Raw genomic sequence first — 19,612 nt, 5'->3', positions numbered from 1 at the left:
CGTGGTCTCTCTGGAAATCGAGCAAGGCGCCCTGCATGTTGGGACGATACACACCGTCTTGAACCAATGCGGCACCATCCACGGCACGATATCCTTCACCTGCCATGACACGTTGGACGTCGCGAATCCGTTCATTCGACTGGCCAAGGCTAAAAAGTTCCGTCACCAACGACTGCCTGCGCAGTGTTTGCACGCAATTCGGACTGGACAGAAAGCCTGCTAGTATTCAGATCATCGAAATAGTTCGCAAATTGTTGATGATGCGCGGTTTCCATTTCGACGTGAATGTGCACGCCAGCGCTGCGAGGAAGCCCCTTGTTGCTTTGCGTGCCGAGCGACTCGCCGCAGGCGATAGTGTCGCCTTGCCGCACAGAAACCGGATCGAGATGACGGACTCTTGCGATCACATCGCCCCCTTGCCGATCCATGATCTCGACCATACCGCCGCTGTCCCTAACGAGACTGACATAGCCCGCGGTCGGGGAAGGAACGCCTATCGCGCGAGCACTGGTTCCTTGCGGTGGCGAGGGGCCCTCCAAGATGTAGTCCTTGACCATCAGAACCTGATCTTGCTTCAACGATCCGTAACGATCGGTCGCCTGGTCTATTACCTCCTGGAACTCGCCATCGATGTAGGCGTATGCCCTGTCACCACCTCAATAGGTCGGCTGCTGGTCTTCCGCACCCTGGATGTGGCCATCTTCCATATGAATGGCACGATTGGCACCTGGATGATGCGTCGTTACATCATCCAGATCGGCAACCGCCTCGTTCGCCTGAGCGCCATTCGCTCCGCGTGGAGGGCCTAACTGTTCGACCAAGAACGTCCGTGGTTGTTCGGGCATATGCAGACTCCATCATTTGCATCTGACATAAGTGGTTGTAGCGCGCTCATTCTTGATAGACAGGGACTGCCCATCCAGCAGAAACGTCTCGTCATCCTCTCCTTCGCATTCGCCCGTCCCAGGGCTATACGTAGAGCGTATGCGCCAGATCACGGGGATGCTGTTTTACCTTTTCTACACGCAACGGCTTGCTGGTATTTTCGTGTTGCCCAAGGATGTCTGCCTCGATCAGCAGAAGCGACTCGCTATCTGCCGCCGGGCACCCAAGATCGGCAGGCATCCATGCGCCACGTCGCTCCCGGGGGTACTCTACCGTTCCAACTGCGGCCGCGGCAGCTGCGGAAGCGACGGAGATTGGCGCATCGGGCGCCTTCCATGAACCGCACGAGGAAAGGACGCTAGCGACCAACAAAAGGACGAAGGGTGTTTTCACGACCATCCAACGCGCGGCAGGATGGGTTTTCTAGCACAGCGGAAACCCTATCGCAATCGCGGAAAGAGTCCCAGCCGCCGTCTGCATTTCCGAGCTACGGATCCTTTAAAGCGCTCACGTTGATTCCATCCACCACGTCTCGCGAAGCGAGCCTGGATGGAACCTGGTCAGCGCTGACTGACGCAGCCCGTCAGTCGGTGCGATTGCTTAGCGTCCTACGCTTGCGGCGCGGCTGTGATCACCAGCGCATCATCGACGATGGCAACGTGCGGCTTGCTGCCCGCGGCGAATCCCAGTCCTATAGATATTCTACTCTGACCCCAGCGTTTCATGAGTGATCGGGCTGCCAAGCCCGGCTGCGTGATTTAAAGCAACAACTAAATATTGCTCTTTGACAAGATAGGCGTCAACAAGCTTTGTAGACAGCAGTACAGGCTTTGTACCAATGGGAATTCTACTCTGACGCCGATTTTCCGACGAAGAACGTGCTCGGTGGGCCACGCTAGCCACTAGCGACCTACTTCCTTCTGCGCAACCTTCTCCAAGCCACATAGTGTGGGATTATCAAGAACGGCTGGATGATTACGAGCTCATAGAGCGCGAACTTCCAGCCGTTCGGCATGCCCCTCAGGTAGAGAACCCCATAGCAGAGCAGGCAGACCAGGAAGACTGTAACTTCATAGCCAAGCAATCGCATTAATGGCCTTCTCACCTGAGACAACCCTCTTTGACTATTTGAACATTAAATTATTAACGAAGGCACCGGTAAGTCGAGCGCCTTCAACATTTCAGCATAACGCATTGAACGACATAGGGCCTATGCAACCATCAAATGCTTCCAGCAGGCGACCTGCTCTTGGCTAGAGATGCTGGTGAACATGCAAAAGCACTAAGACACTTCTACCAGATGGAAAAGTACCGCAACGACTGGAGTGCTGCTCCACTTCCTCGCGCGAGGAAATGAAGAGGTACTACTAACTATGATGCTTTCCACGTCGGCTTGATCATCAGCGCCCCATCGACGATGGCGATACGCGGTTTGCTACCCGGCACGAATCCCAAAGCTTCCAGCCGCTGGCCGCTCAGGCGCAAGGTGGGAATGCGCTGGCTCTGCCTGCGGCTGCCGTCCACCAGCACGTCGTGGCAGGTGCAGCCAATAGTGCACTGGGCGGGCTGGCGCGGGCGCGGCGCGCGTTTGGGCGGCAGTTCGTCTTCGTGAGCAATGGTTTGAACAGCGTCGTGTACCTCAGGTCGCCAAGCGATAGGCCCAGCATCTGTCACGTGTTGGCAGACGCATCGAACGGGTTTGCGGGCCTACGCGCGCGGGGACGGGGAACAGAGGTGTTTGCGGATACGCTTGCTTTACGAGCCATAGGGGATTCCTCGGTAGAAAGGGAATCCGCCACACCGAGACCAATCGAGGTGGCGGACGGTACGGGTTGGTCTACCGGACCGAGGACCGGCGGGGCCGAAGCCCCCCGCGTACCGTCCGCCATGAGCTGGCGAGCACGCGCCTCGCACAATGCAGGGCAACAAAAAAGCGCCGAGCATCGGACGATGGGCGCTGGTGCGGCTCGATAGCGGGAGACCAATCCCGGCTGCGTGATTTAACACAGCGATTCATTCTTACTCGTTGACACTGTCGGCATCAACGATGCTTTGTAGAAGACTGCGCCATGCGCGCTCTCACTTCCAGCATGACATCCTGTAAGCTGCCGATTTGACAATATGAAACGCAGGAACACCTCAGACTCCGCCCGTGGTATTCGCCGGTATTCGCTCCCCGACGTCCGTTCTTCAGAGGCGAGTGGTCGCGATCCGATGCACCCTATCCCCGGTCATTCCAGCGAATACAGTGGATTCTGCAGGGTTGCAATAGATATCGACTGCCTTTGAATTAGCATAGAGGCTATAAACAAGAGCGATCATGTTCTTCTCATCGGACGGGATGAAGCAGTAAGTTCCGGATTCCATTTCAATAAAGACCGGCCCATTCCCCTGCCATTCCGTGATCGACAAAATTTTCGCGCCACCGAAATACTTCCAGCCGTCAGCATTAACCTGCCCCGCAATCATCAGAAGCAAAAGCAGAATCCAGCGCATACACCCCCCAAAAAACCTGAAAGAAACGTATAAAAAATGCGTTCTCTATCGAACCAATTGATCATTGCATAGAAAGCATATGTCACTAAAATAGCACTAGAGCAAGAAACTGCTCTGGATCATACACAAATGCGAGTAGATTCCCCAAGCTTTCGCTAATCATCACCCGCACTTACTGTACCCACAATTCAAACAAGTAGCACACCCGTCCATGATCACCAGGGCCTTGGTGTTGCACTTGTGGCACATCGTGGCCGACGGCGGGAAACTCGCGCCGTCGCCGGTGACGGCGATGTCTTCTTCGTGGTCGGCGGTGGAGTCGCTCGAACCCGTACCCTCATCCGCCCTTCGGGCACCTTCTCCCGCAGGAGAAGGCACGGCCGGCTTCACTTCACTGTTTTTTTTTGAGCGGTCTTCGTACTGCTTGCGCTTTTCGTTGATCAGCGCGCGCTGGTGGTCGCTCATCTCCGGGTCGTGCAGCAGGCCGATGGACTTCATGTGTTCTTCGACGATGCTGCCCAGTTCGGCCACCAGCGAGGGCATGTACACGCCGCCGGCCTTGAAGTAACCGCCCTTGGGGTCGAACACGGCCTTCATCTCGTCGACCAGGAAGGTGACGCCGCCGCCCTTGCGGAACACGGCGGACATGATGCGGGTCAGCGCCACGATCCACTGGAAGTGTTCCATGGACTTGGAGTTGACGAAGATCTCGAACGGGCGGCGCAGTTCGTGCTCGGTGCCGGCGTTGAGCACGATGTCGTTGAGGGTCACGTACATGGCGTGTTCCACCAACGGCGATTTGATCTTGTAGGTGCTGCCGATCAGCACGTCCGGGCGCTCGATGCGCTCGTGCATGTGGATGATGTTGTCCACCGGGGTCTCGGCCTCGGCGGTGGCGCGGTCGATCGACGCGGCGGGCACGGGCGGTGCGGCCTCGCGCGCCTTGTCTTCGGCGGTGACGACGGCGTAGCCCTTGATTTTCTTGTCGATCTTGACGGCCATGGTGCGTTCCTGGTGTGCGTGTCGTATTGGGCGCGCGTCCCGCGCGCGCTGCCTCTCTCCCGCGCACGGGAGAGAGGGTGCAGCGTGGGACGGCTTACTTCCTGGCGCGGGTGGCCGCGGCCTTCTTGCCGGCGCTCTTGCGCACGGCGGTCTTCTTCACCGCGGCGGTCTTCTTGGCGACCTTGGCGGTGCTCTTCTTGACGGCCTTGGCGACCTTCTTCACTGCCTTCTTGGCCGAGGCTTTCTTGACCGCGACGCTCTTCTTGACCGCGGTCTTCTTGGCGGCCACCGACTTCTTGGCCACGGCCTTCTTCGCGGCGACCTTCTTGACCGCCTTCTTCGGCGCGGCCTTCTTCGCGACCGCCTTCTTGGCCGGGGCCTTCTTCACTGCGGCCTTCTTGGTGGCCGTCTTCTTCGCCGCCGCCTTCTTGGCGGTCTTCTTGCCGGCCTTCTTCAGCGCGGCGGCTTCGGACTGGGCGCTGGCCTTGGCCGCTTCCAGCTTCTTGCGCGCGCTGGCGACGGTCTTCTTCACCGACTTGCCGGCCTTCTCGGCGCGCTTGACGACGGCCTTCTCGGCCTTCTTGACCGCCTTGCGGGTCTTGGCGACCTGGTCCTGCACGCGCTTTTGCACGTTCTCGGCGGTCTGCTTGACGCTGGCGACGGCGTCGCTGGCGGTGGCGGCGATCGCGTCGCCGACGTTGCTGGCAGTCTCTTTCACGTTTTCGGCGACTTGCGTCAGCGTCGCCGTCACACCATTACCGTTGCTCATAAAAACCCTCCTCAGGGTGTCAGTGTTTATGTAACGCGGGCGATGCTATACCGATTGAAGCAAAGCGTGGAACCGGATGTGGCGACAAACGATGGGCGGTAGGGAAGCGTTGGGGAAAGCCGGCGCGCGGCCACCCTGGGTTCCCGCCCCCGCGGCGCCCCCCGTCGCCGCGGGGGGACGCGCGAGACGGCCGTCAGAACTTGCCGTAATACCCTTCTTTCAGGGCGTCGAACAGGTTGGCGGCGGTGTGCATTTCGCCGTCGTATTCGATCTGCTCGTTGCCCTTCACTTCCACCACGCTGCCGTCTTCCAGTTCGAAGCGGTAGGTGGTGTTCTCCAGGTCCGCTTCCTTGACCAGCACGCCCTGGAAGGCGGCCGGGTTGAAGCGGAACGTGGTGCAGCCCTTCAACCCCTGCTGGTGGGCGTAGCGGTAGATGTCCTTGAACTGCTCGTAGGGGTAGTCGGTGGGGACGTTGGCGGTCTTGGAGATGGAGCTGTCCACCCACTTCTGCGCCGCGGCCTGCACGTCCACGTGTTCCTTGGGGTGGATGTCGTCGGCGGAGATGAAGTAGTCCGGCAGCTGCGCGTCGGCGGCCTCGGCGAACGGCATCGCCTTGGCGTTGACCAGGTGGCGGTAGGCCAGCAGCTCGAAGGAGAACACGTCCACCTTCTCCTTGGACTTCTTGCCTTCGCGGATCACGTTGCGGCTGTAGTGGTGCGCGAAGCTGGGCTCGATGCCGTTGGAGGCGTTGTTGGCCAGGCTCAGCGAGATGGTGCCGGTGGGGGCGATGGAGCTGTGGTGGGTGAAGCGCGCGCCCACCTCGGCCAGCTCGTCCACCAGTTCCGGCGCCACGTCGGCGATGCGCTGCATGTAGCGGCTGTACTTGGCGTGCAGCCGCTTGCCTTCGATCTGCTGGCCCACGTGCCAGCCGTCCTTGGCCATTTCCGGGCGCTGGCGCAGCATCGCGGCGGTGACGGCGAAGGTCTCCTGCATGATCGGGGCCGGGCCTTTTTCCTTGGCCAGGGTCAGCGCGGTTTCCCAGCCGGCCACGGCCATCTCGCGGGCGATGGCTTCGGTGAACTCGCAGGAGGCGGCGCTGCCGTACTTCATCTGCAGCATGGTCATGGTCGAGCCCAGGCCGAGGAAGCCCATGCCGTGGCGGCGCTTGCGCAGGATCTCGTCGCGCTGCTGCTGCAGCGGCAGGCCGTTGACCTCGACCACGTTGTCGAGCATGCGGGTGAACACGCGCACCACTTCCTTGTATTCCTCCCAGTCGAAGCGCGCCTGCGCGGTGAACGGGTCGCGCACGAAGTTGGTGAGGTTGATCGAGCCGAGCAGGCAGGCGCCGTAGGGCGGCAGCGGCTGCTCGCCGCAGTTGTGCGCGTGCAGGCCGTTGCCGTCGAAGGTATTGATGCCGGGCACCTGCACGTCGTAGACGTCTTCGTGGCCATCGGCGAGCACCGACTGCACGGTCGCAATGAAGCGCTCGCGGTTGAGCTGGCGGCGGTAGCCGGACAGCAGCGCCTTCAGGCGGTTGGCCTTGGCGGTGTCGGCGAAGCCCACCCGCTGCGCGAATGCGTCGAGGTTGTCGCCGCTGATCACCAGTTCGTGCTGGGCCTGTGTGGCGTAGGCGCGCTTGCCGCCATGCCCGTCAGGGAGCAGCGCGGTGCCGGCGGGGCGCCGCTCGCGGTAGATCTGCGAGGCGATGCCCAGCCGCAGCAGCATGCGCTGCGCCGCCTCGAGCCGCGCCAGATCGGACTGCGCCAGGCGCACGCTGACACCCTTGTCCTGGCTGCCCTGCACCGAACCGTCGGTGTCGAACAGGCCACGCAGGAAACCGCGATGGAAATCGCTGGAGGTTTTCTCGACGGCCGGCGTGATTGCCTTGTCGCCCGGGCGCAGGCCCAGCTCCAGTGCCAGGTCGCGCAGTGGCGCCGACTTCAGGCGGTACTCGCCGCGATCGCGCACTTCGGTCCAGCCGGCGAAGTCGGCGCGATGCGGCAGACTGCGCGCGCAGCGCAGGGCTTCGTCCATCAGCGCCACCGGCGCCGTCGCGGCCGCATTGACCGCGGCGGCCTGGGACCAGACCGACAACAGCGCGGCGTCCTGCTTGAGCGTGCCGTCGCCCACCAGCATGCCGAGCAGGAAACCCTCCTCGTAGCTGCGCGAACCACGCCACTCGGCGCCGGCGCGGTGGTTGTTGAGCAGCACGCGATCGCCGGCCACGAGCGCGCCAGCCGCGCACCATTCGGTGTCCAGCGACCAGCGGGTCTGGCGCACGACGCGGCGCACGCGGTGGTCTTCGGTCAGACGCAGCGCGTAGCCTTCCTCCGTCTGCAGCCGCACCACGTCCTTGCGCGCGGTTTTGAAGAAGCCCTGCTCTGCGGTGACATGGTCGGCGCCATCCACCCTGGCCAGGAACTGGGTGCCCAGCAGGTCGACGACCTGGCGTGGCCCCTCGGCGGTCTGCACCCAGGTATCGGCGGTGACGCAGGGATTCGTCGCGCGGATGTTCTCGCACCACCAGTTGTTGTTCATCTCGTTGACGCGGTCGATCAGGATGAAGCCCGGCTCGGCGTAGTCGTAGGTGGAGACCATGATCATGTCCCACAGGTGGCGGGCGCGGATCTGCCCGTACACCTTGCACGCGACCAGGCCGTCGTCGCGCACGATGTAGTTGCTGTGGGTGGGCCAGTCGCGCCAGACCACGGCGCTGGCGTCGGCCAGGTCGATGTCGGCCTCTTCCTTGCGGTTGACCGGGAACACCAGCGGCCAGTCGGCGTCGCTCTCCACCGCCTGCATGAAGCCGTCGGTGATCAGCAGCGACAGGTTGAACTGGCGCAGGCGCCCGTCCTCGCGCTTGGCGCGGATGAAGTCCTTCACATCCGGGTGCGACACGTCGAAGGTGCCCATCTGCGCGCCGCGGCGGCCGCCGGCCGAGGACACGGTGAAGCACATCTTGTCGAAGATATCCATGAACGACATCGGCCCGGAGGTGTAGGCGCCGGCACCGGCCACGAACGCGCCGCGCGGGCGCAGCGTGCTGAACTCGTAGCCGATGCCGCAGCCGGCCTTGAGGGTCAGTCCGGCTTCGTGGACCTTCTCCAGGATGCCGTCCATCGAGTCGGTGACGGTGCCCGACACGGTGCAGTTGATGGTGCTGGTGGCCGGCTTGTGTTCCAGCGCGCCGGCGTTGGAGGTGATGCGTCCGGCCGGGATCGCGCCGCGGCGCAGCGCCCAGGCGAAGCGCTCGAACCAGTAGGCGCGCTTTTCCTCGGTGGCCTCGGCATCGGCCAGCGCGCGCGCCACGCGCTGGTAGGTGCCGTCGATGTCGGCATCCAGCGGCTCGCCCTGCTTGGTCTTCAGGCGGTACTTCTTGTCCCAGATATCCTGCGACGCAGGCTGCATCGGGATGGGGTTCTGCTTGGACTCGGTCTGGACGACTTCCAGGCGCACCGTGCTCATTCTGTTGTGTTCTCCTCGAACCTGTCCCGATGGGGCGGATGGGGGTGGCCGTCCGCCGCGTTTCTCATTTGTATGCGGTTTGCGCTGCGCGACGACGACAGCCGCGGCAGCGCGCGCGGCGGCGCCCTTCGGCCGAATGGGAATGCGTAGGGCGTTCGCCCGCCCGTCTCACGTTCACGCCATGCGTCACTGCGTGCGCCCCCTGGGGTGTGGACCCCAGTGAAAACCCCAGTAGTTGGGTTGCTTTGACGTCCTACCGCTACATGTAGTGGCAAAACCCAGTGTCCAAGCTAACCCTGGGCGACCCGGCTGTCAACGCCGACACCCGGTGGTTCGGCGCCTCCGTACGCCGCTGCGGATTTGGCCTGCGACGGGCTTTCACTGGCGGTTAAACGCCGCGCGTTCATCTTGATTTATACGCCCCGGCGCCCATCTGCCTTGCGTCTCCCGCCGCTGTCATCCGGAACCCGACCCATGCGACCGCTGCCCACGTTGCTGACCCTGACCGCCGCCGCTGCCTTCGGCGGTTTCGCCGCCACCGCGATCAACGCGCACCTGGACAATCGCGCCGAGGCCGCGCCCGCCCCCGCCGCGCCGGTGGCGCAGACGGTGGCCGGCAGCGCGGCCTTGCCGGCCTCGGTGGCCGGCCAGCCGCTGCCGTCGCTGGCGCCGATGCTGCAGCAGACCATGCCGGCGGTGGTCAGCATCAACACCAAGCAGGTGGTGCGGGTGCGCAATCCGTACTTCAACGACCCGTTCTTCCGCCGCCTGTTTCCGGACATCCCGCAGGAGCGGATCAACGAGTCGCTGGGTTCGGGCGTGATCATCGACGCCAAGAACGGCTACGTGCTGACCAACCACCACGTGGTGGAGAACGCCGACGACGTGCAGGTGACCCTGGCCGACGGGCGCAGCTTCAAGGCCGAGTTCATGGGCTCGGACGCGGACACCGACGTGGCACTGATCCGGATCAAGGCCGACAAGCTCACCGAGATCCGCCTGGGCGACAGCAGCAAGCTGCGCGTGGGCGATTTCGTGGTGGCGATCGGCAACCCGTTCGGCTTCACCCAGACGGTGACCTCGGGCATCGTCTCGGCGATGGGCCGCAACGGCATCCGCGGCCTGGGCTACCAGAACTTCATCCAGACCGACGCCTCGATCAACCCGGGCAACTCCGGCGGCGCGCTGGTGGACCTGCACGGCGAACTGGTCGGCATCAACACCGCCAGCTTCAATCCGCAGGGCAGCATGGCCGGCAACATCGGCCTGGGCCTGGCGATCCCGTCGAACCTGGCGCGGGCGGTGGTCGAGCAGTTGCTGAAGAACAATGGGGTGATGATCCGCGGCACCTTCGGCATCGAGACCCAGAACCTGACCGCGCAGATGGCGCAGGGCCTGGGCCTGGACGCGCCGCGCGGCGCGCTGGTGACGCGGGTGCTGACCGGCTCGGCGGCGGCCGCGGCCGGCCTGCAGCCCGGCGACGTGGTGGTCGGCGCCAACGGCGAGCGCCTGGACAGCGCCGAGGCGCTGCACAACTACGAAGGCCTGCAGCCGGTGGGCAGCACGGTGACGCTGGACGTGCGCCGCGACGGCAAGCCGCTGCAACTCAAGGCCATGCTGAAGGAACAGCCGCGTGCGGTGAGCGGCGAATCGCTGGACCCGCGGCTGGGCGGCGCCACCTTCACCGACCTGCCCGAGTCGCTGCGCCAGTCCGGCATCAACGGGGTGCTGGTCGGCACCGTGGCGCGCGGCAGTCGCGCCGCGCGCAACGGCCTGGCCGGCGGCGACATCGTGGTGGCCGCGTCCACCGGCGAGTTCGCCGACCTGGCCAGCTACCGCGCCAATTTCGCACGCAAGCCGGCGCAGCTGGTGCTGCGGGTGATCCGCGGCGGCGCGCAGGCGGATTTGTTGATGCAGTGAGGCGGGGGTGAGGGCGGTGCGGAACGGGTCCGGGCTCGGCCGGGCCGGCGGCTTCGTTTGTCGCGACTGAAGTCGCTCCCACAAAAGGCGTGTGGGCGCCTGGCCGGGTGCACGGTGCGAGGGGCTTCAGCCGCGACCGGTTGCTTCGGCTCCGCTCGTCGCGGCTGCAGCCGCTCCTGCACAAGGCACGCATCTGCTCGGCGCGCGCGGCGCGGCCCGCAGTTGGCCATAATGCCGGTCCATCGGGATGTACGCGCGGCGTCCGGACCTAACAAGCTCTACACCGCGTCGGTGCTATTTCTCTGGATCGCGATCCGCGAACCGCCTGCCGTGCGCAGGTATGCCCCTACCACCGTCAGGAGACACGCGATGAATGCCAATCCCACCAATACCGAAAACCTCAAGGACAACCTCAGCGAAGCCGGTTCGCACCTGAAGTCGGCCGCCAGCTACGCCGGCGAAGCGATCAAGGGCGCCGCCGGTGCCGCGGGCGACGAGCTGAAGCTGGGCAAGGCCAACGTCAAGGCCGAGCTGTCCGACAGCGCGCTGTCCGGGCTGGCCGCTGCCGAATTCGGCGGTGCCGCGGCGAAGGAGCAGGTCGATGTGCTGCTGGACAAGGGCCGCGACCTGATCGACAGCGCCGCCGAACTGATCCGCGAGCGCCCGCTGGCCTCGTTCGGCGTGGCCTTCGCCACCGGCTGGATCATCGCCAAGCTGGCGCGCAGCAGCGACAAGTAAGCCACGTGAGCGACGAGCAGGCCCGCGACGCCGCTGCGCCCGATCCAGCGGAGGCCGAACAGCCGTCGCTGGAGCAATCGTTCCGCGAGTTCGGCCAGGCCGGCCGCGAGGGCCTGACCGCCACGCTGCAAGCCAGCCGCGCGCTGCGCAAGCTGGTGGTGGCGGATCTGGCCCTGGCGCGCGCGGCGCTGGCGCGCGCGCTGGTGTGGCTGACCATCGCGGTGTCGTTCGGCGCGTCGGCGTGGATGCTGCTGATGGGCGCACTGATCGCGGTGCTGCAGCGGCTGGGCTGGTCGTGGCTGGCGTCGATCTCGGCGACCGCCGCGTTCAGTCTGGTGGTCACCGCCCTGGGCGCCTGGCAGGCGCTGCGCTATTTCGAGATGAGCAAGCTCGACGCCACCCGCCGCCAGCTGGCGAAGCTGGGGATCGGTGGCGACGACGACGAAAAGGCCGACGGCCACACGGCCGCGGCAGCCGAGGCGCACCGATGAAATTCGATCAACTGCAGCACCGCATCGCCCGCGCCGAAACGGTGCTGGAAGGCCGCCAGCAGCAGATGCAGACGCAGTGGACCACGCTGCAGCGGGTCTGGCGCGAAGGCTGGACGCCGCTGCGCATCGTCGCGGTGGGCTTGGGGGCCGGCTTCCTGGCCGGACGCGCCGAGCCGGCGGCGGCGATCGGCAAGCTCGGCGGCGCACGCTGGCTGCAGATGCTCAGCGCGGTCTCCAGCCTGCTGACCGCGACCGGGGTCAAGGACGCCTCCGACCAAGCCGAACGCGCGGCGGACACCGCGCAGGCGGTCGAGGCACCCGCGGCCGCAGGCGCGCCGCGGCGGCAGCCGGCTGCGCCCGCCGTGGCCACTGCACCGGTCGATGCGCCGTCCGCCGCACCGCCGCGCGCAGCCGAAGCGGCCACGGACGTGTCCGAACGCTGAGCAGCACCGGCGACCCGCTGCGGTCGCCACACCGCCTTCATACCGCGCAGGCCAGGATCGGCCTACACTCCGCTTCCCCTTTTCGCGCCGAAAGGTGCGTGTCCGCAGGACACGTGCCCGGGCCACCGTACGCAGCGCAGGTCCGATGAGCACTCTGTTCGAATCCGTGGCCGACGCCGGCGACGTGGCACCGCCCCCCGAGGACGCCCTCCCGCCACCGCCCGCACCGCGCCCGCGCGGACCGGTGTCGTTGGTGGTGCTGGCGACGCTGGCCGTGGGCTACACCTTGTGGGCGGCGCAGGAGGTGATCCTGCCGGTGCTGCTGGCCGCGTTCTTCGCCCTGGTCGGCAACCCGATCCTGCGCGGGCTGCGGCGGCTGTACGTGCCGCGCTTCCTCGGCGCGCTGCTGGTGTTGCTGTCGGGCATGGCGGTGGCCGCGACCCTGACCATGCAGCTGGCCGGGCCGGCTGCCGAGTGGGTGCAGCAGGCGCCCGGGCAGATGCGCCACATCGCCACCCAGGTGCGCGACCTGACCAAGCCGATGCAGCAGGCCAACCAGGCGGCGGAGAATTTCGCGCGCGCCGCCGGCGGCGAGAACGGGCGCCGCGTGCAGGTGATCCGCACCCAGCTGGACGATCCGTACAAGGCGCTGGTGCGGACCCCGCGGCTGGCCGCCTCGGCGCTGGCGGTGGTGCTGCTGACGTTCTTCTTCATGGTCTTCGGCGAGAACCTGCAGCGGCATGCGATCGCGCTGCTGCCGAACCGCCAGCAGCAGAAATTCACCACCGACATCCTGCGTTCGATCGAGCGCGAGGTCTCGCGCTACGTGCTGACCATCAGCATCATCAACACCCTGGTCGGACTGATCTTCGCCGGCATGCTGGTGCTGCTGAAGATTCCGCTGCAGGAAGCGCTGCTGTGGGGCACGGTGGTGGCGCTGTTGAATTTCGCCCCGTACGTGGGCCCGCTGATCGGCGCGATCCTGATGCTGCTGATGGGCTTCGTCGAATTCCGCGATCCGCTGAGCGCGGCGCTGCCGGCGATCCTGTACCTGGCGCTGCACATGCTCGAAGGCCAGGTGGTGACGCCGATCGTGCTCGGCCGGCGCATGGCGATCTCGCCGCTGATGCTGATCCTGGCGCTGATGCTGTTCGGCTGGCTGTGGGGCATGATCGGGCTGCTGCTGGCGGTGCCGCTGCTGGTGTGCATCAAGATGGTGCTGGCGCGGGTGGACGGCATGCAGCGCTGGGCCAGGTTGCTGGAATGAAGCCGGGACTGGGGACTGGGGACTGGGGACTCGGAAAAGCGATCGATGCGGCGCCGGGGCCGGCACGTGTGTCTCCTGTTGGCAGGAGCCGGCACTGTCGGTTGGCGTAAAATGTTGCGAGTGACTTCCTTGCCTTCCTTCCCCGTTCGCGCCATCACGCTGGACCTGGACGACACGCTGTGGCCGTTCGCGCCGATCGGCGCGCGCATCGAACAGGTGCTGCACGACTGGCTGCTGCAGCACAGTCCGCGCACCGCCGAGCGGTTCCCGATCGCGGCGATGCGCCAGCTGCGCGACGAGGTGTTCGCCGCGCATCCACACCTGGTCCACGACCTGAGCGAGATGCGGCGCCTGACCCTGCGCCGCGCGCTGCGCGACAGCGGTGGCGACGAGGCGCTGGTGGAGCCGGCGTTCGCGGTGTTCTATGCCGCGCGCAACCAGGTGGAGTGCTACCCGGACAGCATCGCCGCGCTGCAGCGGATCGCCGCGCGCGTGCCGGTGGCGGCGCTGAGCAACGGCAACGCCGACCTGGGCACGATCGGCCTGGCGCCGCATTTCGCATTCCAGCTCAGCGCGCGCGAACACGGCGCGGCCAAGCCGGACCCGAGCATCTTCCACGCCGCCTGCGCGCGGCTGGGGCTGCCCTGCGCGCAGGTGCTGCACGTCGGCGACCACATCGAGATGGACGTGGTCGGCGCGATGCAGGCCGGGCTGCGCGGCTGCTGGATCAACCGCGAGGCGCAGGCCTGGCATCCGCCGACGCCGCCGGACCTGCACTTCGACACCCTCACCGGCCTGGCCGACTGGCTGGACGCCACCCAGCCGGCCGGCGGCGCGCGCGCATGAGCGCTGCCCACTGCCTTTTTGCCCTGGCCGCGCCTGCCGCCGGCCGCGCCCGACCCACAAGGACCCGCTGATGTCCCTGCCTTCCGGCTTCACCGATGCCTCCCCCCATGCGCTGCCGCTGCATGTGCTGGACCGCGAACGCCTGGCCGAATGGCGCGCCGCGCAGGCGCCGGCCTGGGTGGGGTGGCTGGATGCGCAGCAGTTCGTGGCCGCCCCCGGCACGATGTTGTTGCTGCCCGGCGCGGACGGCGTGGCCGCGGCGGTGCTGGGCGTGGGCGACCGCGGCGATGCCCATGCGTACGCGCACGCACCGTACGCGCTGCCGGCCGGCAGCCGCTGGCGGCTGGCCACTGCGCTGAACGAGGACGAGCAGGCCGCGCTGCAGCTGGGCTGGGGCCTGGGCAGCTACCGCTTCGCCCGCTACAAGCAGCCGACGCGGCTGCCGGCGCAGCTGCTGGCCACGCCGAGCGCGGAGGTGCGCGACCAGCTGGAGGCGTGCGTGCGCGTGCGCGACTGGGTCAACACGCCGGCCGAGGACATGGGGCCTGACCACCTGGAAGCGGCGGCGCGCGCGATCGCCGACGCGCATGGCGCGCAGTGCGAAAGCATCGTCGGCGAGGAGTTGCTGCTGCGCAATTTCCCGGCGATCCACGCGGTCGGCCGCGCCTCGCACCGCGCGCCGCGGCTGATCGTGCTGCGCTGGGGCGAGGACGCGCACCCGCATGTGGCGCTGGTCGGCAAGGGCGTGTGCTTCGACACCGGCGGGCTGGACCTGAAGCCGGCCGACGGCATGCGCCACATGAAGAAGGACATGGGCGGCGCGGCGCATGCGCTGGCGCTGGCCGGGCTGGTGATGGCGCAGCGGCTGCCGCTGCGGCTGACCGTGCTGCTCGCGGCGGTGGAGAACGCGGTCGGCCCGGACGCGTTCCGCCCCGGCGACGTGATCGCCACCCGCCAGGGCATCAGCGTGGAGATCGACAACACCGATGCCGAAGGCCGGCTGGTGCTGTGCGACGCGCTGACCTATGCCAGCGAACAGGCGCCGGACGCGATCCTGGATTTCGCCACGCTGACCGGCGCGGCGCGGGTCGCGCTGGGCCCGGACCTGCCGGCGCTGTTCTGCAACGACGACGCGCTGGCGCAGGCCTGGATTGCCGCCGGCGAACGCAGCCGCGACCCGGTGTGGCGCATGCCGCTGTGGCGCCCCTACCTGCGCTACCTGACCAGCTCGATCGCCGACCTGGCCAATGCCGGCTCGCGCATGGCCGGTGCGGTGACCGCGGCGCTGTACCTGGAGCGCTTCGTGCCGGCGCGGCAGGCCTGGGCGCACCTGGACGTGTACGCCTGGAACGACAGCGACCGCCCCGGCCGCCCGGCCGGCGGCGAAGCGCTGGCGCTGCGCTCGGCCTACGCGATGCTGAAGGCGCGCTACGCCGGGTAGGGTTTGGCGGGGTGTCGTCCCGCAGGCGTGGCTGAGGTTGCCGGAGCGCTCGTTGCAGGCGTGCTTCGGCGCCGACAGACGCTCGAAGCTGCCGGGGTTCCCGGCGTCGTTCGTCGCGGTTGAAACCGCTCCTGCAGGGGACTTGCGACCTGCCCGCCGGGTGCACTGTGGGAGGGACTTCAGTCCCGGCGCGATCCGGTCGCGCCACCTCCATCGCTTCGCTCGTCGCGACTGAAGTCGCTCCCGCAGGGAACTTGCGATTTGCTTGCCGGGTGCGTTGTGGGAGGGACTTCAGTCCCGACGCCTTCGCCTTCTGCTGGCTCAGCCCTGCCCGCGCAGCAACGGGGCGATCTGGCGCATGCGGGTCTGCGTGGCCGGGCCGACAAGGGCGAAGGCGGTGTCGCCTTCGGACCAGTATTGCGCCAGCAGGCGGCCGTCGCGGCGCTCGCCGTCGCCGAGGCGGGCGCTGCGCGGGCGCAGGTACAGGCCGATGCGCGCACCATTGGCGTCCTGGTAGACCAGCATCGCCGCGGCGCCCTCGGGGGTGGACAGCAGGCGCCCGCCGCGCAGCGCGAAGCCCTGCGCCTGCAGGTCCGGCACCGCGCCGGCGGCGCCGAAATGGCGGCGCAACCAGCCCTGCAAGGCGACCCGCCGCGCCGGGTCGAATTCCAGCGGCTGCTCGCCGTCGGCGAACAGGCGATACGCCGCTACCGCATCGGCCATCGGCAGGCGCTCGCCGCCGAGGCGGCTGTCGCGCAACTGCCAGCCCAGCCCGGTGCCCAGGCCCAGCATCAGCACGCAGCTGGCGGCCATGGCGGCCAGCGTGCGGCGCCGCTGGCGCACGCGGCGGCGCAGGGCCGGCACGGTCAATGCGGGGTTGGCCGGCATCGCCTCGGCGCCGGCCCAGGCCGCGCGCAGCGCGTCGGCGTCCTGTTTCCAGCCGGCCACGCGCGCGGCTTGCGCGGGATTGGCCTGCAGCCATGCGCCGACCTGCGCGCGCTGCGCAGGATCCAGGCGGCCATCGACATAGGCGTGCAGGGTTTGGTCGTCGGGGCGCAGCACGGTCATTTGAGCACTCGCAAGGCAGGGCCGCCGGCGCTGCGGCCTTCGCCTATCTGGCGCAGTTTCTCGCGGGCGCGCGACAGCCGCGACATCACCGTGCCGATCGGCAGGTCCAGCGCGGCGGCGGCGTCGCGATAGCTGAAGCCTTCGACGCTGACCAGCAACAGCAGCGCGCGTTGTGCGGCCGGCAGTTGCGCGAACGCGGCCAGCATCGCGCGGCCGTCGTGCACCTGCTCGGCGGACGGCACCTGGGTCGGCTGCTGCGGCGCGAACAGGGCCAGCACCCGCTGCCAGCGCTGCGCGCGCCGGCGCGCGTCGACGAACTGCCGGTACACGATCGCGAACAGCCACGGCTGCAGCGCATCGGCATCGCGGCGCGTGGACCAGTGCCGCAGCGCGCGCTCCAGCGCCGCCTGCACCAGGTCGTCGGCACTGGCCGCATCGCCGCTCAGCGACTGGGCAAAGCGCCGCAATCGGGGCATGAGCGCACGCAGGGCGTCGTCGTCGAGTTCGTCCATGGGCAGGGTCGCGTGCAGCGCTCGGGAAGGGGCAATCACGGGTAGGACGCACGGCAAGGCGGATTATTCCCTGGCCTGGGCGAGCCGCCTGTCCGGGCGGCTGGCACGCGATTGTGCCGCCTGCCGGGCCGCAAGGAACCGCTGCCGGCGAAAAACGCAACGCAAACCCCGAACCAGCGCCTGCGCCGGGAATAGAACGCGGCGCCGCACGTCCCACTCCCAATCGCCGCCGCCACAGGAGTCGCCCCATGTCCCATCCCGATCCCACCCCGCCGCCCCGCCCGCGGCCCTGGCTGCCGCTGGCCGGCATCGCCGCGATCGCCGCCGTGCTCGCCGCCGCCTTCGCCTGGAGCGCGGGCTGGCTGGGCGGGCCGCAGCGGCTGACCGCGCAGCGCATGACCGATGCCATCGAAGCCGGCGGCCCGCCGCATCCGGGCTTCCGCCGCGCGCACAGCAAGGGCATGTGCGTGAGCGGCCACTTCGAAGGCAACGGCCAGGCGCGCGCGCTGTCCGCGGCGCGGGTGTTCACCCAGGCATCGGTGCCGGTGCTGGGGCGGATGTCGATCGGCGGCGGCGATCCGCACGGCGCCGATGCCAGCGCGCGGGTGCGCAGCATGGCGCTGCTGCTGCGCAGCGACGACGGCCAGCAGTGGCGCACGGCGATGAACAGTTTCCCGTTCTTCGTGGTGGCCACGCCGGAGGGCTTCATGGCGCAGACCCTGGCCGCGCAGCCGGACCCGGCCACCGGCAAGCCGGACCCGGCGAAGCTGGCCGCGTTCGCGCAGCGCTATCCGGAAGCGAAGAAGTTCCAGGAGTGGGTCAAGACCGCGCCGTGGTCGGACAGTTGGGCCAACACGCAGTACAACGGGGTCAACAGCTTCCGCTTCATCGCCGCCGACGGCAGCAGCCGTTTCGTGCGCTGGTCGATGCGGCCGCAGACCGCGTTCAAGGAACTGTCCGCGGCGCAGCGCGCGCAGGCCGATGCCGACTTCCTCGGCGAGGACCTGCAGGCGCGGCTGGCGCAAGGACCGCTGCGCTGGGACCTGGTGCTGACCGTGGCCGCGCCCGGCGATCCGGTGAACGATCCGTCGCAACCCTGGCCGCAGGACCGGCAACAGGTGGTCGCCGGCACGCTGGTGCTCGACCACGCCGAGCCGCAGGCCAGCGGCCCGTGCCGCGATCTCAACTACGACCCGCTGATCCTGCCGCATGGCATCGCCGGTTCGGACGATCCGATCCTGGCCGCGCGCTCGGCGGTGTATTCGCAGTCGTTCAACCGCCGCGAGCGCGAGATCGGCCGCGGCCAAGCGCCCGAGGCGACCGGCCAGGCGCATGGGGGTGCGCAATGAGCCGCGCGAACGCCTCCGGGCATTTCAACCTGACCGCCCGCGTGCTGCACTGGCTGATGGCGGCGATGCTCCTGACCATGCTGTTCGTCGGCGTGGGCATGGTCGCCTCGGTGTCGCAGCGGCCGTGGCTGCTCGACCTGCACCGCCCGCTGGGCATCGCGATTCTGTTGCTGGCGATCGTGCGCCTGGGCAACCGCCTGCGCCAGCGGCCGCCGCCGCTGCCGGCGGACCTGCCGTGGTGGCAGAAGACGGCGGCGCTGGCCTCGCACTGGCTGCTGTACGCGCTGATGCTGGCGATGCCGCTGCTCGGCTGGTCGATGCTGTCGGCCGGCGGCTATCCGGTCGTGCTGTGGCCGGGCGCGCAACTGCCGCCGATCGCGCCGCACAGCCCGGCGCTGTACGCCTGGCTGCGCAGCGCGCATGGCTGGCTGGCTTACCTGCTGTTCGCCACGGTGCTGGGGCATCTGTGCGCGGCGCTGTTCCATGCCTGGGTGCGCCGCGATGGGGTATTTTCGAGCATGGCGCGGGGTGGTGCGGCGCCGGTGGTGGAGCCGGCGCTGCGGCGGGAGCAGGTCTAGGGGTTGCTCGCTGCTGTTCGCGGGCCATGGTGGACTGGGCCATCGGTCGCGGCGGGCGTTGTCGGTAACGCCCGTCGCGACTGAAGGGCACCTCTAATAACCTCGATTCCAAAAATTCCGCGCTATGCGCATCAATGACTTGCGAGCGTTTTAGCCGAGTTTTTGGGGTTGTTAGAGGTGCCCTGAAGTCGCTCCCACAAAAAGCGGGCGACGCGCTGGCGAGGCGCTTCGGTAGGAGGGGCTTCGGCCCCGACAGGTTGCCGGCGACGGTTTGGCTCCTGTCGCGGCTGAAGTCGCCTGCAAAAGCGTGCGGTGTGTGTTGGTTGGGCGCGGCGTGCAAA

The 19,612-nt window shown here is 67.4% G+C and carries 18 protein-coding genes; 9 read left to right on the top strand and 9 right to left on the bottom strand.

What is annotated here, in order from left to right; genetic code table 11:
* Positions 1–149: 149 nt before the first annotated feature.
* The 7 genes from NRY95_02075 to NRY95_02045 form a co-directional block, all read right to left on the bottom strand.
* Positions 150–557, bottom strand: coding sequence for a M23 family metallopeptidase (locus NRY95_02075; GenBank protein ID UYC16794.1), 408 nt, complete (start codon positions 555–557; stop codon positions 150–152).
* Positions 558–656: 99 nt separating this feature from the next.
* Complete coding sequence (locus tag NRY95_02070) at positions 657–845, bottom strand: hypothetical protein (protein UYC16793.1); 189 nt, start codon at positions 843–845, stop codon at positions 657–659.
* Positions 846–2,256: 1,411 nt separating this feature from the next.
* Positions 2,257–2,409, bottom strand: a complete 153-nt coding sequence (locus NRY95_02065) for a type I toxin-antitoxin system SymE family toxin (GenBank protein ID UYC16792.1) — start codon at positions 2,407–2,409, stop codon at positions 2,257–2,259.
* Between the two features lie 666 nt (positions 2,410–3,075).
* A complete protein-coding gene (locus tag NRY95_02060; GenBank protein UYC16791.1) occupies positions 3,076–3,363 on the bottom strand; it encodes a hypothetical protein in 288 nt (95 codons plus the stop codon).
* 180 nt (positions 3,364–3,543) lie between these two features.
* Positions 3,544–4,383 (bottom strand): NrdJb, encoded by an 840-nt coding sequence (locus tag NRY95_02055; protein ID UYC16790.1) that lies wholly within the window; start codon positions 4,381–4,383, stop codon positions 3,544–3,546.
* A 94-nt stretch (positions 4,384–4,477) separates the two neighbouring features.
* Entirely contained in the window at positions 4,478–5,152 is a 675-nt protein-coding gene (locus NRY95_02050) for a hypothetical protein (GenBank protein UYC16789.1), read from the bottom strand.
* Between the two features lie 193 nt (positions 5,153–5,345).
* Positions 5,346–8,618: a ribonucleoside-diphosphate reductase gene (locus NRY95_02045; GenBank protein ID UYC16788.1), complete on the bottom strand. Its 3,273-nt coding sequence runs from the start codon at positions 8,616–8,618 to the stop codon at positions 5,346–5,348.
* Positions 8,619–9,092: 474 nt separating this feature from the next.
* Between NRY95_02045 and NRY95_02040 the strand changes: the two genes are divergently transcribed.
* The 7 genes from NRY95_02040 to NRY95_02010 all read left to right on the top strand — a co-directional run bounded on the left by NRY95_02040 (position 9,093) and on the right by NRY95_02010 (position 15,764).
* Positions 9,093–10,538 carry a Do family serine endopeptidase gene (locus tag NRY95_02040; GenBank protein UYC16787.1) on the top strand — a complete coding sequence of 482 codons (1,446 nt, stop codon included), beginning with the start codon at positions 9,093–9,095 and terminating at the stop codon, positions 10,536–10,538.
* Between the two features lie 369 nt (positions 10,539–10,907).
* Positions 10,908–11,276, top strand: a complete 369-nt coding sequence (locus NRY95_02035) for a hypothetical protein (GenBank protein UYC16786.1) — start codon at positions 10,908–10,910, stop codon at positions 11,274–11,276.
* A gap of 5 nt (positions 11,277–11,281) precedes the next feature.
* Positions 11,282–11,767 carry a phage holin family protein gene (locus NRY95_02030; protein ID UYC16785.1) on the top strand — a complete coding sequence of 162 codons (486 nt, stop codon included), beginning with the start codon at positions 11,282–11,284 and terminating at the stop codon, positions 11,765–11,767.
* On the top strand, positions 11,764–12,210 hold the full coding sequence (locus tag NRY95_02025; GenBank protein UYC16784.1) for a hypothetical protein: 447 nt from the start codon (positions 11,764–11,766) through the stop codon (positions 12,208–12,210). Before NRY95_02030 ends, NRY95_02025 begins: the two co-directional genes overlap by 4 nt.
* Positions 12,211–12,355: 145 nt before the next feature.
* Complete coding sequence (locus tag NRY95_02020) at positions 12,356–13,477, top strand: AI-2E family transporter (GenBank protein ID UYC16783.1); 1,122 nt, start codon at positions 12,356–12,358, stop codon at positions 13,475–13,477.
* Positions 13,478–13,606: 129 nt separating this feature from the next.
* Entirely contained in the window at positions 13,607–14,323 is a 717-nt protein-coding gene (locus tag NRY95_02015; protein ID UYC16782.1) for an HAD-IA family hydrolase, read from the top strand.
* A gap of 70 nt (positions 14,324–14,393) precedes the next feature.
* Positions 14,394–15,764: a leucyl aminopeptidase family protein gene (locus NRY95_02010; GenBank protein UYC16781.1), complete on the top strand. Its 1,371-nt coding sequence runs from the start codon at positions 14,394–14,396 to the stop codon at positions 15,762–15,764.
* Between the two features lie 321 nt (positions 15,765–16,085).
* Here NRY95_02010 and NRY95_02005 read toward each other — a convergent pair whose 3' ends face one another.
* Both NRY95_02005 and NRY95_02000 read right to left on the bottom strand, forming a co-directional pair.
* On the bottom strand, positions 16,086–16,832 hold the full coding sequence (locus NRY95_02005) for an anti-sigma factor (GenBank protein UYC16780.1): 747 nt from the start codon (positions 16,830–16,832) through the stop codon (positions 16,086–16,088).
* On the bottom strand, positions 16,829–17,344 hold the full coding sequence (locus NRY95_02000; protein ID UYC16779.1) for an RNA polymerase sigma factor: 516 nt from the start codon (positions 17,342–17,344) through the stop codon (positions 16,829–16,831). Before NRY95_02000 ends, NRY95_02005 begins: the two co-directional genes overlap by 4 nt.
* Positions 17,345–17,592: 248 nt before the next feature.
* Here NRY95_02000 and NRY95_01995 point away from each other — a divergent pair, with 248 nt between their 5' ends.
* Together NRY95_01995 and NRY95_01990 are read left to right on the top strand one after the other, a co-directional pair.
* Positions 17,593–18,693, top strand: a complete 1,101-nt coding sequence (locus NRY95_01995) for a catalase family peroxidase (protein ID UYC16778.1) — start codon at positions 17,593–17,595, stop codon at positions 18,691–18,693.
* Positions 18,690–19,271, top strand: a complete 582-nt coding sequence (locus tag NRY95_01990) for a cytochrome b (protein UYC16777.1) — start codon at positions 18,690–18,692, stop codon at positions 19,269–19,271. Before NRY95_01995 ends, NRY95_01990 begins: the two co-directional genes overlap by 4 nt.
* Positions 19,272–19,612 lie beyond the last annotated feature (341 nt).

The sequence above is a fragment of the Xanthomonas campestris pv. phormiicola genome, assembly GCA_025666215.1.
In the GTDB taxonomy this organism is placed as follows: domain Bacteria; phylum Pseudomonadota; class Gammaproteobacteria; order Xanthomonadales; family Xanthomonadaceae; genus Xanthomonas_A; species Xanthomonas_A campestris_A.
The sequence above is the reverse complement of the archived record's forward strand: the minus strand, read 5'-3'. Positions and strand labels throughout refer to the sequence as shown.